Source organism: Streptomyces sp. NRRL S-118 (assembly GCF_000716335.1).
Lineage (GTDB): Bacteria > Actinomycetota > Actinomycetes > Streptomycetales > Streptomycetaceae > Streptomyces.
In genome coordinates this window covers 316,268-329,405 of sequence record NZ_KL591002.1, presented here as the reverse complement: position 1 = coordinate 329,405, position 13,138 = coordinate 316,268, and the positions used below count along the sequence as shown (strand labels likewise).

Sequence of the window (13,138 nt, the reverse complement as noted above, 5' to 3'; positions counted from 1 at the left end):
GGCTCCGCCGGGGCCTGAACTCCGCTGCGTTACGGGCTCTGCCGCGGTCGGAGCCAACCGGGGTCGGGCCTCCGTCGCGGTCAGAGCTCCGCCAGCAGTTCCGCCTTCTTCGCGGCGAACTCCTCGTCCGTCACCAGCCCCGCCTGGTGGAGCTCCCCGAGGTGGCGGATGCGCTCCGCGATGTCCGCGGGGTCGCGCCGCCCCGTCGCGGACACGGCGCCCACGGGGACGGGGGCCGCGTCCGCGGCCCGTACCGCCGCCAGCACCGCCGCCGCGAACGGCAGCGACTCGTGCACCGGCCCGTATCCGAGGCCGAAGACGACGGCCGCGGGGTCCTGGTCCGCCTGGGCCGGCTGCATCTCGCCCGCGTGCCCGCGCCGCAACAGCCGCAGGTAGCCGTCGAAGACGTCCGGGGAGCGCCACTCGACCCCGCTCAGCTCCCGTACGGAGAAGGTCTGGTCGCCGGCCTTCCACTTGGCCGACGACGCCCCCGTCCAGAACCACCGGAACGCCACCTGGCCGCCGTCGAACGACGCCTTCCCGTCGTACGCCTTGAACTGCAAGGGCCCCTCCGGTGCCGCCACCAGGAACCGGTGGGCGGGCTCCGCCGCCTCCGGGCCGAGCAGGGCGCGCAACTCGTCCGCGTAGTACTCGGCGAGGGTCTCCCGGTCGGCGGGCAGCACCAGCCGGTAGGGGTCGCTGCCCTCCTTCAGCTGGCCGGCGGCCGCCTCCATCAGCGGATCGGCGCCCGCTCTCGGTACCGCGTGCAGCACCACCGTGCCGCGCTTGCCCGGGGAGAGGGTCACCGACGCCAACGCCTCGTGAGGGATGCGACGTTCGCGCAGGCTCTGGAAGAGCTTCGGTGCGCGTATCCCCCGTTCGAAGCGGATGAGCACGGCATCGGTTTCGAACTCCCAGGTGGCATGAATTCCGGCCAGCACATCACCCATGCGCCTCATCGTATGCGGCGTGCGCCCGCGCGTCGCCCCTCCAAGAGTTCCGAAGTGCGCGACCCCCCACGGGTCTCTACGCGCGTCAGGCAGCCGAGGAACCGGAGATTCCACTGCGGCAGGCGTCGTTGCCGTCACCCGCGCAGCTGACGCCGTCGTACGCGCCGACGCCTATTTCCGCGAAGTTCTCCAGGCTCTCGGTGCCCGGCTCGAAGTACCCGCCGTGCCCGACCGCCCGGGATGCCGACAGCACCCGCGCACCGAACTCGGGGGCCACCGGGTCGGCGCCGTGCCCGAGCCCGCCGACCGCCAGGTACGGCACGTCAGCGATCCAGTCGTCGGCGTCGCGCATGGCCCACACGCGGGCTCCGGTACCGAGGGCGGCCGCGTTCTCGGCGCGCATCCCGGGGCTGCCGGCGACGGCGACGTCCGTCACGCGCGCGGGCAGACGGCGCGCGGCGACTCCGCACACCACCGAGCCGTAGCTGTGGCAGAACAGCGAGACCGGCGCCCGTCCGGGCAGTGCGCCGGTCATCGACACCAGCCGTACGGCGCCGCTCTCCGCGAGCCGCCCGATCGCGGCGTCCATACCGACCCCGACGGGCGCGGTGTAGTCGGCCCAGGCGATGACGGCGGTACGGGTGGTGGGCGAGGCCGCACGCTCGGCGGCGTACAGCGACTGCGCCATGCCGACGGGAGCCGTGTACTTGCGGGCGCTCTTCTGGAAGGTGAGCAGGTTGGTGTCGACGCCGGGGACGATCACCGAGACGCGTTCGGCGCGGTCGAGGTCGCCGAAGACCTCGGCGACGCGCCCCTTGCCGTCCGGGTCGAAGGAGAGGATCTGGCGGTCGTCGCGCATGAGCGAGTCGAACCGGTGCATACGGCGCACGGCCTCGCGGCGGCCGTCGGCGGACAGCCGCGCGCCGGCCACCCGCTCGCGTTCGGCGGCGAGCGCGCGCCCGAGGGCGTGGCGGTTGGCGAGGTAGCGCAGCTGCACGGGCGCTCCGTCGAGGTTGCCGACGACGAGCGGGTGCTCGCGGGCCAGGCGCTCGCGCTGCGGAGCCGTGAGGGAGCGGAAGAACCGGGCCAGGACGTGCGGCGACGCCTGCGGGTCGGGCAGCTCGTGCGTCCCGATCCGGCCGTGCCGCCAGGCGGTCAGTGCGGTCTGGCGCGGGTCCCCCTGCACGCGCTGGGGGCGTATCGCCGTCCAGCCGGTCGTCATCAGGAGGACGAAGACCACCGAGAGGGCGAGCAGCGTGCGCCAGACGGTGAGCGTGGGGGAGGAGTCGAAGGAAGTCACTGCGGGACACCCTAGGAGAAGCGCGCGGAGCGTCGGGACGAGGGTGACGTAGCTCACGCTTGAACGGGGGAATGCGGGGAAGCATGCTCACGCTTCGTGCGCGCGGGGCGTACGCTGCGGCGCGCTACCGCCGGTACGGCGGTCCCGGCGGGCGGCCGGTCGGACGACGGTACCCGTGGTCAACTACCGCTTTGTTAAGGTCGCCTCACGTGCGAGGCGCGTGACTGCCGCTGCGACGAGGGAGGTTGATGAATATGGCTGGCCCCATGTTCCTTCGGCATGCCCTTGTCCGGGTCGCCCGACCGTAGGAGGCGGCCCGGTCGTTTCCGAACACGACCAGGAGCGTCGCGTGTCCACTTTCTTCTCATCGCCCGGCGCGGATCCGGCAGCGGACCTGACCACGGGTCGGGCCACGGATCCGGCTACGGGCCGGGTCGCGGATCCGGCCCAGGGTCGGGCCATGGATCTGTCCACGGACCTGTCCACGGAGCGTCTCGTGCTGAGGCCGTGGCCCCCCGCCGAGATCACCGCCGTCGTCGACGACGGCCGACTGCCGCACTGGGCGGCGGACTTCCCCGCCGACGGTGATCGCGTCATCGCCGGATTCCTCGCCGGCCACCCGGCCGCCCCCGGCGCCCACGGGCACCGCCAGATCGTGGAGCGCGCCAGCGGCCTGGTGGTCGGCTCCATAGGACTGTTCTGGCCGCCCACCGACGGCGTCGTGGAGTTCGGGTACGGCATCGTGGCCTCGCGCCGCGGCCGCGGCTACGCCACCGAAGCCGCCCGGGCCGTCGTGGAGTTCGCCCTGTCGGCACCGGAGGTCCGCGCGGTGTGCGCGGGCGTGGAGCTGTCGAACCCCGCGTCGGTGCGCGTACTGGAAAAGGCCGGCCTGCGCCGCTGGAGCAGCGACGGGACGACGGCCCGGTTCCGCGTCATCGCCGCGGATCCGCCGACGCGGCAGCAGTAGGGGCGAGGGGGCCGGCGGCGGCGCGAACCGCCGCCGGGTCTCGCTGCAAGCTCTCCCCATCGGGTCTCGCCATCGGGGTCCCGCTGCCGCCGAGGGGCGGGCGGAGGCGTCAGTGGCGGCGCCAGCCCCCCGCGAGGGTCGGGCCGAGGTGGTCCAGGTACGTCTCGGTGAGCGCCCGGATCGCCTCCACGGACGTGTCCGTACCGCGGCCCCACTGCTGGCCTGCGACCCGCATCACCCCGCAGAACGCGGCGACGGCGACGCGGGGCCGTGGATCGGTGTCCGGGTCGAGGCCCTCACGGCCGGCGATGAGCCGGGCGACGTTCTCCTCCATCTCGATGGAGCGGCGCAGGTGGACGGCGAGGAGAGCGGGCGTCGACTCGATGACCTGGAACGTGCGCAGGTAGAGCTCCACCGGTACGACCTCGGCGATCGCCTCCCCGATGGTGTCCCACGACAGCAGCACGGCGTTGCGCATCGCGTCGAGCGGGCCTTCGTGGGCGGGGCGGTCGCGCAGCGCGGCCACGAAGTGCTGCTCGACCATGTGCTGCACGGCGAAGGCGACGTCCTCCTTGCTCGCGAAGTAGCGGAAGAAGGTGCGCTGCGAGACGTCGACCGTGGCCGCGATCTCGTCGACGGTGGTGCGCTCGTACCCCTGCGTGGTGAAGAGCTCCAGGGCGGCGCGCAGCAGGGCGTCGCGGGTGCGCTGTTTCTTGCGTTCACGCAGACCCACGGCGGGCGGCTGCTCAACCGTCACGTCCCGGCCTTCCTTCTGTCTCTTTCACCACGTCAGCGTACCTGTGAGCTACGTGACAGTTACCGGCGTGTGAATCGCTTTGTCAATTGTCAGTCACTGACACTAGCCTCGCGGTATGACTAGTCAGACCACCATCGAAAAGTCGTCGCCGGGCGGGGAGCCCGTGCCGGCGCCGGCCAAGGGGCTGCGCGGTCACCCCTGGCTGACGCTCTTCGCCGTGGCCGTGGGCGTGATGATGGTCGCGCTCGACGGCACGATCGTCGCCATCGCCAACCCGGCCATCAAGGCGGACCTGGGTGCGTCCTGGGCGCAGGTCCAGTGGATCACCAACGGCTACCTGCTGGCCCTGGCGGTCTCGCTGATCACCGCGGGCAAGCTGGGCGACCGCTTCGGCCACCGGCAGACCTTCCTCATCGGCATCGCCGGCTTCGCCGTCGCGTCCGCCGCCATCGGTCTGTCCGACTCGATCGCCCTGGTGATCACCTTCCGGGTGCTGCAGGGCGTGTTCGGCGCCCTGCTGATGCCGGCGGCGCTCGGTCTGCTGCGGGCGACCTTCCCGGCCGAGAAGCTCAACATGGCGATCGGCATCTGGGGCATGGTCATCGGAGCGTCGACCGCGGGCGGCCCGATCGTCGGCGGCCTGCTCGTCGAGCACGTCAGCTGGCAGTCCGTCTTCTTCATCAACGTGCCGGTGGGTGTGGTCGCGCTCGCGCTCGGTCTGATCATCCTCCTGGACCACCGTGCCGAGAACGCACCGCGCTCCTTCGACGTGGTCGGCATCGTGCTGCTGTCCGGCGCGATGTTCGCCCTCATCTGGGCCATCATCAAGGCCGGTGAATCCTGGGGCTGGGACAGCTTCCGGACGTGGGCCTGGCTGGTCGGCGCCGTGGTGCTCTTCGCGGTCTTCGCCTTCTGGGAGACGAAGGTCGCCGAACCGCTCATCCCGCTGGGCCTGTTCCGGTCGGTCCCGCTCTCCGCCGGCACGGTCCTCATGGTCCTCATGGCCTTCGCTTTCCTCGGCGGCCTCTTCCCCGTCTCCTTCTTCCTCCAGGGCGTGCACGGCATGAGCCCGGTCGACAGCGGCCTGCACCTGCTGCCGCTCACGGCCATGATGATCGTGTCCTCACCGATCGCCGGTGCGCTGATCACCAAGTTCGGCCCGCGGATCCCGCTGGTGGGCGGCATGGTCTTCACGGCCGTCGCCATGTTCGGCATGACCACCCTGGTCAAGGACACCAGCACCCTGGCCATGTCGATCTGGTTCGCCGTCCTGGGCCTCGGTCTGGCACCGGTGATGGTCGGGGCGACCGAAGTCATCGTCGGCAACGCCCCGCTGGAGCTCTCCGGTGTCGCAGGCGGGCTTCAGCAGGCCGCCATGCAGGTGGGTGGTGCGCTCGGTACGGCGGTGCTCGGCGCCGTCATGTCCAGCAAGGTGAACTCCGACTTCGCCGCCAACTGGCGTGAGTCCGGCATCCCGACGCCGCCCGACCCGCGGCTCCAGGCGGCCGCGGAGTCCGGTGTGGCGCCCGCCGAACTGGCGAAGGCCCCGGGGATGACGCCCGACATCCTCGCCCGGATCACCGACGTCATCCATGACACGTTCCTGTCGGGCATGCACCTCGCCTTCCTGGTCGCGGGTGTCGTCGCGGTCGTCGCGGCCCTGGTGGCCACCCTGACCAAGCGGGGCGCGAACGCGGAGGCGGGCGGAGGCGGCGTCCACATCTGACGCCTGCGCTCCCGTACCTGCACCGGGCCCCGGCGACCGCACTGGTTGCCGGGGCCCGGGCCGTTCTCCCACCCTCGCGCGATCTCCCGCCCCCGGGCCGCTCTCCTTCGCGCCGATCTCCCGCGGGGACGGGAGAAGGGCCCGCGGGAGAAGGGCCCGGGACCGGGTGCGCTGTCGTCCGGCGTCACCCGTTCGGGTGGATAGGGGAGCGGAGCCTTTCCCCTGATCGTCACTCTCCGTCACGATGGTGGTCAGTGATCAGCACACCACGTCACGGGGGTTCCTCATGCGTACGTACACCGTCCTCCTCACCGCCGCCGCACTCGCGGCAAGCGCGCTCGCCGCGGGCGTGCCGGCCGCCGGGGCACCGACCGCCGGGGCTCCGGCAGCGCGCGTCGCCGCTGCCGGGCCGCAGCGGCTCGGGCCCTGCGACACCGGACAGCTGTGCCTCTGGCCCAAGACGGACTTCCGCGGCGCGCGGCAGACGTACGAGCTGGCCGGCGTCGACGTCGAGAGCTGCGTCCCGCTGCCCGCCGGCACCGCCGCCACCGCACTCGCCAACCGCACCGGACGCCCCGTCACCACGTACCAGTCGGCCGAGTGCGCGGAGACCGGCGAGTTCGAGACCTACCCGGGCGGAGGGACCTGGGTGCCCGAATCGCCTTACCGCGTACGCGCCTTCAAGGTCTGGGAGTCGTGAACCGGGGTACCCGCAGTGCAGCGCGGGGAACCCTCGGTCACACGGCCGGACGTGGTCGTGGACCGGGCCGGAACGCGCGACGCGGGACCTCAGGGCCGATCGGAGGGCGTCGCTGCGGAACGCTGACGCGGGACGCCCTCCGACAGCCGGGCCACCTCGGCCCGCAGGTCCTTGACCTCCTGTGTCAGGGCCTCGAGGAGCGCCGTCTGCCGGCGCTCCTCGGCATCGTCCCGCTCGAAGCGGGAGATGAACCACGCCGCGATGTTCGCGGTGACGACACCCAGCAGCGCGATGCCGGACAGCATCAGCCCGACGGCCAGCACCCGCCCGAGACCGGTCGTCGGTGCGTGGTCGCCGTAGCCGACGGTCGTCATCGTGGTGAAGGACCACCACACCGCGTCACCCAGCGTCTTGATGTTCCCGTCCGGCGCGTTCCGCTCCACGTGGAGCACGGCCAGCGAGCCGAACATCAACAGGCCCACCACCGACCCGGCCACATACGTCGTCAGCGTGATCTGAGGCGCCATCCGGGCCCGCCGGCCCATCAGCAGCAGCGTGGAGACGACCCGCAGCAGCCGCAGCGGCTGGATCAGCGGCAGCACCACCGCCGCCAGGTCCAGCGGGTGGCGCCGCACGAAAGCCCAGCGCTCCGGCGAGAGCACCAGGCGCACGACGTAGTCCAGGGCGAAGGCGCCCCACACCACCCACTCCACCGCCTGACAGGCGCGGTGCACCCCCGGCGCGGCGTCGGGCGCCATGATCGGTATCGCGTAGGCCACGCCGAACACGACGGCAAGCCCCAGCAGCGGCACCTGGGTGCGCGCCTCCCAGCGTTCTTCCATCCCCGCATGCTAGGTCGCGCGGCGTGCACGCCCGGCATCGCGGTGCGGGGGAGGTGCGGAGGGACACGATCCCTCCGCACCTCCCCGCGCACCCGGACGTCGTCCCTACGCGTCGCCGCCCGCGGCGCCCGGGTCCGCCGCCGACACGTCCAGCAGCTGATACCGGTCGATGGCCTGCTTCAGGACGGAGCGGTCCACCTTGCCCTCGCGCGCGAGCTCGGTCAGCACCGCGAGCACGATCGACTGCGCGTCGATGTGGAAGTACCGCCGCGCCGCGCCGCGCGTGTCCGCGAAGCCGAAGCCGTCCGCGCCGAGCGAGGTGTACGTCCCCGGCACCCAGCGCGCGATCTGGTCAGGGACCGACCGCATCCAGTCGGAGACGGCCACGACCGGGCCCTCCGCACCGGACAGCTTCTGCGTCACGTACGGGACGCGCTGCTCCTCCTCCGGGTGCAGCAGGTTGTGCTCGTCCACCGCGACGGCCTCGCGGCGCAGCTCGTTCCACGAGGTCGCCGACCACACGTCGGCGCGCACGTTCCACTCCTCGGCGAGGATCCGCTGGGCCTCCACCGCCCACGGCACGGCGACGCCCGACGCCATGATCTGGGCGGGGATCGCACCCTTCTCGCCGCGCTGGAAGCGGTACAGCCCCTTGAGGATGCCGTCCACGTCCACGTCCGCCGGCTCGGCCGGGTGCTGGATCGGCTCGTTGTAGACGGTCAGGTAATAGAAGACGTCCTCCGCGTCCGGCCCGTACATCCGGCGCAGACCGTCCTTGACGATGTGCGCGATCTCGTAGCCGAAGGCAGGGTCGTAGGAGACGCAGCCCGGGTTGGTCGAGGCGAGCAGCTGCGAGTGGCCGTCCGCGTGCTGGAGGCCCTCACCGGTCAGGGTCGTACGCCCGGCGGTCGCACCGAGCACGAAACCGCGCGCCAGCTGGTCGGCCATCTGCCAGAACTGATCACCGGTGCGCTGGAAGCCGAACATCGAGTAGAAGACGTACACCGGGATCAGCGGCTCGCCGTGCGTCGCGTACGACGACCCCGCAGCGATCAGCGACGCCGTGCAGCCGGCCTCCGAGATGCCGTCGTGCAGCATCTGGCCGGTCGGCGACTCCTTGTACGCGAGCAGCAGCTCGCGGTCGACCGCCTCGTACTGCTGGCCCAGCGGGTTGTAGATCTTGGCGCTCGGGAAGAACGAGTCCATACCGAAGGTGCGGTACTCGTCGGGCGCGATCAGCACGAACCGCTTGCCGATCTCCTTGTCCCGCATCAGGTCCTTCAGCAGCCGCACGAACGCCATGGTGGTGGCGATCGACTGCTGCCCCGACCCCTTCTTGACCGCCGCGTACGTCTTGTCGTCGGGCAGCGCCAGCGGCCTCGACCGCACGACCCGGGTCGGGACGTACCCGCCCAGCGCCTTGCGGCGGTCGTGCATGTACTGGATCTCCTCGGAGTCCGGGCCCGGGTGGTAGTACGGCGGCAGGCCGTCCTCGAGGTCCTTGTCGGCGATCGGCAGGTGCAGCCGGTCCCGGAAGCGCTTCAGGTCGTCGACCGTCAGCTTCTTCATCTGGTGCGTGGCGTTGCGCCCCTCGAAGTTGGGGCCCAGCGTCCAGCCCTTCACCGTCTGCGCCAGGATCACGGTCGGCTGGCCCTGGTGCTCGACGGCTGCCTTGTACGCCGCGTAGATCTTGCGGTGGTCGTGACCGCCGCGTCCCAGCATCAGGATCTGGTGATCGGTCATGTTCTCGACCATCGCCCGCAGCCGGTGGTCGTCGCCGAAGAAGTGCTGGCGGATGTAGGCGCCGGTCTCCGTCGCGTAGGTCTGGAACTGTCCGTCCGGCGTCGTGTTCAGCTTGTTGACCAGCACCCCGTCCCGGTCCTGGGCGAGCAGCGGGTCCCAGGAGCGGTCCCAGATCAGCTTGATCACGTTCCAGCCGGCCCCGCGGAACTGCGACTCCAGCTCCTGCATGATCTTGCCGTTGCCGCGCACCGGGCCGTCGAGGCGCTGAAGGTTGCAGTTGACGACGAAGGTCAGGTTGTCCAGGCCCTCGCGCGCGGCGATCGACAGCTGGCCGAGCGACTCGGGCTCGTCCATCTCGCCGTCGCCCAGGAACGCCCACACGTGCGACTTGGAGGTGTCGGCGATACCGCGGGCGTGCAGGTAGCGGTTCATCCGCGCCTGGTAGATCGCGCCGATCGGGCCCAGGCCCATGGAGACCGTCGGGAACTCCCAGAAGTCCGGCATGAGCCGGGGGTGCGGATACGACGACAGGCCGTTGGGGTACTTGGACTTCTCCTGGCGGAAGGCGTCGAGCTGCGCCTGGTTCAGCCGGTCCAGCAGGAAGGCACGGGCGTAGATGCCGGGGGAGGCATGCCCCTGGAAGAAGATCTGGTCGCCGCCGTCGCCCTCGTCCTTGCCGCGGAAGAAGTGGTTGAAGCCGACGTCGTAGAGGGACGCCGAGGAGGCGAAGGTGGCGATGTGGCCGCCGACGCCGATGCCCGGGCGCTGGGCGCGGGAGACCATGACCGCGGCGTTCCAGCGGGTCGCGTTGAGGATCTTGCGCTCGATCTCCTCGTTGCCCGGGAAGAACGGCTCGTCCTTGGTGGCGATCGTGTTCACGTAGTCCGTGCTGCGCATCTCGGGCACGGCCACGCGCTTCTCGCGGGCCCGCTCGATCAGGCGGAGCATCAGGTAGCGGGCGCGCTCCCGGCCCCGCTCGTCGACGGCGGCGTCGAGGGAGTCGAGCCACTCCTGGGTCTCTTCGGGATCGAAGTCCGGGACCTGGCTGGGAAGCCCGCCAATGATGATCGGGTTGCGATCGGATCCGGAAGCCACGCTGTTCCTTCTGTTCGGTGGTGCCAACGGGTAGGTCAGGGGCAGTACGGTCGCGCCGCCACCATCGTCTACCCCGCGGACGGAAACGTCATCTCTACCGAAAGGTAACCCCAGTGGCCCCCGGATCCCGCTACGATCCCGGCTCCACCGCTGATGCGGTGCCGGTTCCCGCCGGGCCTGCCCCGCCGTGCGGCGGCGGCCCTGCGTCCGCGGCCGGATCGAGCCGGATCGAGCCGGATCGCAGCCGGATTCGTCACCTTGCGCCCGGTTCGGCCCGTCCCTCCGGCCGCTGGTCGGCCGCCCCCGGGCGCCGGGAAGTCGCAGAAGCCCCTAAAGTGGGTCAAGAGCCGCGGTCGCATCATGGGCGCGGGCGGAAGCGGTGCCAGGAGTTGGGGCGGGACGGCCCCAAAAGTCACCGTTTCGGCGGTCTCGGCCGCCGGGTACTTGCGCGATCCGCCCAGCACGTGTGGACTACGGCCAACGCCTCGCGTACGCGCGCGGCCGCAGCATTTTCCAAAACACGATCAGGAGGCAAGCCGTGAGCGCGACCGCGGACCACGCGGAGGAGCGGACCAACCCGGCAGCAAAGCTGGGGTTCGAGCCCGGACAGGTGGTCCAGGAGATCGGCTACGACGACGACGTCGAGCAGGAGCTCCGTGAAGGCATCGAGGCCATCATCGGCCAGGATCTCGTCGACGAGGAGTACGACGACGTCGCCGACGTCGTGCTGCTGTGGTTCCGGGACGAGGACGGTGACCTCACGGACGCGCTGGTTGACGCCATCGGCCTGATCGACGAGGGCGGCCAGATCTGGCTCATGACGCCCAAGACCGGCCGTGACGGTTACATCGAGCCCAGCGACATCAACGAGGCCGTCCAGACGGCCGGCCTCACCCAGACCCGGAGCATCAACGCGGGCAAGGACTGGACCGGCAGTCGCCTGGCCACCCCGAAGGCGGTCAAGTCCGGCAAGCGCTGAGCCGCCGGCCCCACGACAGCACCACAGGGCTCCCGGCCGACACCGTCGGCCGGGAGCCCTGTGCGTAGGGTGGGACACCGCCGGAAGACCCCGGCGCGGCCCGCCGGCCGTACGGCACCACGGCACCTGGCACTGGAAGGGATGATGCGTTTCATGACCACCGAGGCGATCGAGGCGATCACCGTCGGCACCAAGGCCCCGGACTTCGAGCTGAAGGACAACCACGGACGCACCGTGCGGCTCTCGGACTTCCGCGGCGAGAAGAACGTGGTGCTGCTCTTCTACCCCTTCGCCTTCACCGGTGTGTGCACGGGCGAGCTGTGCGCGCTCCGCGACGAACTGCCGACGTTCGTCAACGACGACACCCAGCTGCTGGCGGTCTCCAACGACTCCATCCACACGCTGCGCGTCTTCGCCGAGCAGGAAGGCCTCGAGTACCCGCTCCTGTCGGACTTCTGGCCGCACGGCGCGACCTCGCGCGCGTACGGCGTCTTCGACGAGGAGAAGGGCTGCGCGGTGCGCGGCACCTTCATCATCGACAAGGAGGGCGTGGTCCGCTGGACCGTCGTCAACGGGCTGCCGGACGCCCGTGACCTGAACGACTACGTCAAGGCGCTCGACACCCTCTGATTCTTCCGGCCAAGAGCCTGCTCACGACGGGAACCGGTCACTAGGATCCAGTCGTTGATCCGATGCCAACGCACGACGGGGGCGCTGCCCCTGGAAACCAATGGAGGGACTCGTGGGAGTCAGCCTCAGCAAGGGCGGCAACGTCTCGCTGACCAAGGAGGCCCCGGGCCTGACGGCCGTCACCGTCGGTCTGGGCTGGGACGTCCGCACCACCACCGGAACGGACTTCGACCTCGACGCCAGCGCCATCCTGACCGGCGAGGACGGCAAGGTCCGCAACGACCAGGACTTCGTGTTCTTCAACAACCTCAAGAGCGCCGACGGCTCGGTCGAGCACACCGGCGACAACCTCACGGGTGAGGGCGAGGGCGACGACGAGCAGATCAAGGTGAACCTCGCCGGCGTGCCGGCCGACGTCTCCAAGATCGTCTTCCCGGTGTCCATCTACGACGCCGAGAACCGCCAGCAGTCCTTCGGTCAGGTCCGCAACGCGTTCATCCGCGTGGTGAACCAGGCCGGCGGCACCGAGATCGCCCGCTACGACCTCAGCGAGGACGCCTCGACCGAGACCGCCATGGTCTTCGGCGAGCTGTACCGCCACGGCACGGAGTGGAAGTTCCGCGCCGTCGGCCAGGGTTACGCCTCCGGCCTGCGCGGCATCGCGCAGGACTTCGGCGTCAACGTCTGAGCACCGAGCCGAAACGGCCGACGCGGCGGATGCTGCGCACGGCCGCGCAGCGTCGTCCGGCGCCGCACGCACACGCGTGCGGCGCCGGACGTGCCTCATTCAGCAGTACACCTCAGGGGAGGATCATCGTCATGGGCGTCACGCTCGCCAAGGGAGGCAACGTCTCCCTCTCCAAGGCCGCACCCAACCTCACCCAGGTGCTGGTCGGACTCGGATGGGACGCGCGCTCCACCACCGGAGCGCCCTTCGACCTCGACGCCAGCGCGCTGCTCTGCCAGAGCGGCCGGGTGCTGGGCGACGAATGGTTCATCTTCTACAACAACCTCACCAGTCCCGACGGCTCGGTCGAGCACACCGGCGACAACCTCACGGGTGAGGGCGACGGCGACGACGAGTCCCTGATCGTGGACCTCTCCAAGGTGCCCGCGCACTGCGACAAGATCCTCTTCCCGGTCTCGATCCACGAGGCCGACAACCGCGGCCAGACCTTCGGCCAGGTCAGCAACGCTTTCATCCGGGTCGTCAACCAGGCCGACGGCCAGGAGCTCGCGCGCTACGACCTCAGCGAGGACGCCTCCACCGAGACCGCGATGATCTTCGGTGAGCTCTACCGCTACGGCGCCGAATGGAAGTTCCGTGCGGTGGGACAGGGGTATGCGTCCGGCCTCCGGGGCATCGCTCTAGACTTCGGGGTCAATGTTTCCTAAAGCACTGCTCCGGGTTGGTTCAAAACCCGGAGCACACGGCGCGGGGGAGACCCT

The 13,138-nt window shown here is 70.6% G+C and carries 12 protein-coding genes; 7 read left to right on the top strand and 5 right to left on the bottom strand.

From position 1 onward, the window contains the following. Positions 1 to 80: 80 nt before the first annotated feature. Complete coding sequence (locus IH00_RS0104930; protein ID WP_031069966.1) at positions 81 to 950, bottom strand: DUF4429 domain-containing protein; 870 nt, start codon at positions 948 to 950, stop codon at positions 81 to 83. Positions 951 to 1,035: 85 nt separating this feature from the next. Further along, positions 1,036 to 2,250 carry an alpha/beta hydrolase gene (locus tag IH00_RS0104925; protein WP_031069964.1) on the bottom strand — a complete coding sequence of 405 codons (1,215 nt, stop codon included), beginning with the start codon at positions 2,248 to 2,250 and terminating at the stop codon, positions 1,036 to 1,038. Between the two features lie 460 nt (positions 2,251 to 2,710). Here IH00_RS0104925 and IH00_RS0104920 point away from each other — a divergent pair, with 460 nt between their 5' ends. Beyond that, positions 2,711 to 3,217 carry a GNAT family N-acetyltransferase gene (locus IH00_RS0104920; protein WP_039946239.1) on the top strand — a complete coding sequence of 169 codons (507 nt, stop codon included), beginning with the start codon at positions 2,711 to 2,713 and terminating at the stop codon, positions 3,215 to 3,217. A 109-nt stretch (positions 3,218 to 3,326) separates the two neighbouring features. Here the strand turns inward: IH00_RS0104920 and IH00_RS0104915 are convergent, their stop codons facing one another. Then, positions 3,327 to 3,974 carry a TetR/AcrR family transcriptional regulator gene (locus IH00_RS0104915; protein WP_031069959.1) on the bottom strand — a complete coding sequence of 216 codons (648 nt, stop codon included), beginning with the start codon at positions 3,972 to 3,974 and terminating at the stop codon, positions 3,327 to 3,329. 115 nt (positions 3,975 to 4,089) lie between these two features. Between IH00_RS0104915 and IH00_RS0104910 the strand changes: the two genes are divergently transcribed. Beyond that, positions 4,090 to 5,700 carry an MFS transporter gene (locus IH00_RS0104910; protein ID WP_031069957.1) on the top strand — a complete coding sequence of 537 codons (1,611 nt, stop codon included), beginning with the start codon at positions 4,090 to 4,092 and terminating at the stop codon, positions 5,698 to 5,700. Positions 5,701 to 5,986: 286 nt separating this feature from the next. After that, on the top strand, positions 5,987 to 6,400 hold the full coding sequence (locus IH00_RS0104905) for a peptidase inhibitor family I36 protein (protein ID WP_031069955.1): 414 nt from the start codon (positions 5,987 to 5,989) through the stop codon (positions 6,398 to 6,400). An 89-nt stretch (positions 6,401 to 6,489) separates the two neighbouring features. Here the strand turns inward: IH00_RS0104905 and IH00_RS0104900 are convergent, their stop codons facing one another. After that, positions 6,490 to 7,242 carry a potassium channel family protein gene (locus IH00_RS0104900; protein WP_039946238.1) on the bottom strand — a complete coding sequence of 251 codons (753 nt, stop codon included), beginning with the start codon at positions 7,240 to 7,242 and terminating at the stop codon, positions 6,490 to 6,492. A gap of 105 nt (positions 7,243 to 7,347) precedes the next feature. Then, positions 7,348 to 10,080 (bottom strand): pyruvate dehydrogenase (acetyl-transferring), homodimeric type, encoded by a 2,733-nt coding sequence (gene aceE, locus IH00_RS0104895; protein WP_031069952.1) that lies wholly within the window; start codon positions 10,078 to 10,080, stop codon positions 7,348 to 7,350. Positions 10,081 to 10,618: 538 nt separating this feature from the next. Here aceE and IH00_RS0104890 point away from each other — a divergent pair. The 4 genes from IH00_RS0104890 to IH00_RS0104875 all read left to right on the top strand — a co-directional run bounded on the left by IH00_RS0104890 (position 10,619) and on the right by IH00_RS0104875 (position 13,084). After that, complete coding sequence (locus IH00_RS0104890) at positions 10,619 to 11,059, top strand: DUF3052 domain-containing protein (protein ID WP_031069951.1); 441 nt, start codon at positions 10,619 to 10,621, stop codon at positions 11,057 to 11,059. A 153-nt stretch (positions 11,060 to 11,212) separates the two neighbouring features. Further along, entirely contained in the window at positions 11,213 to 11,689 is a 477-nt protein-coding gene (locus IH00_RS0104885) for a peroxiredoxin (RefSeq protein WP_031069948.1), read from the top strand. A 112-nt stretch (positions 11,690 to 11,801) separates the two neighbouring features. Continuing rightward, positions 11,802 to 12,377 (top strand): TerD family protein, encoded by a 576-nt coding sequence (locus IH00_RS0104880; protein WP_031069946.1) that lies wholly within the window; start codon positions 11,802 to 11,804, stop codon positions 12,375 to 12,377. A 131-nt stretch (positions 12,378 to 12,508) separates the two neighbouring features. After that, complete coding sequence (locus IH00_RS0104875) at positions 12,509 to 13,084, top strand: TerD family protein (protein WP_031069943.1); 576 nt, start codon at positions 12,509 to 12,511, stop codon at positions 13,082 to 13,084. Positions 13,085 to 13,138 lie beyond the last annotated feature (54 nt).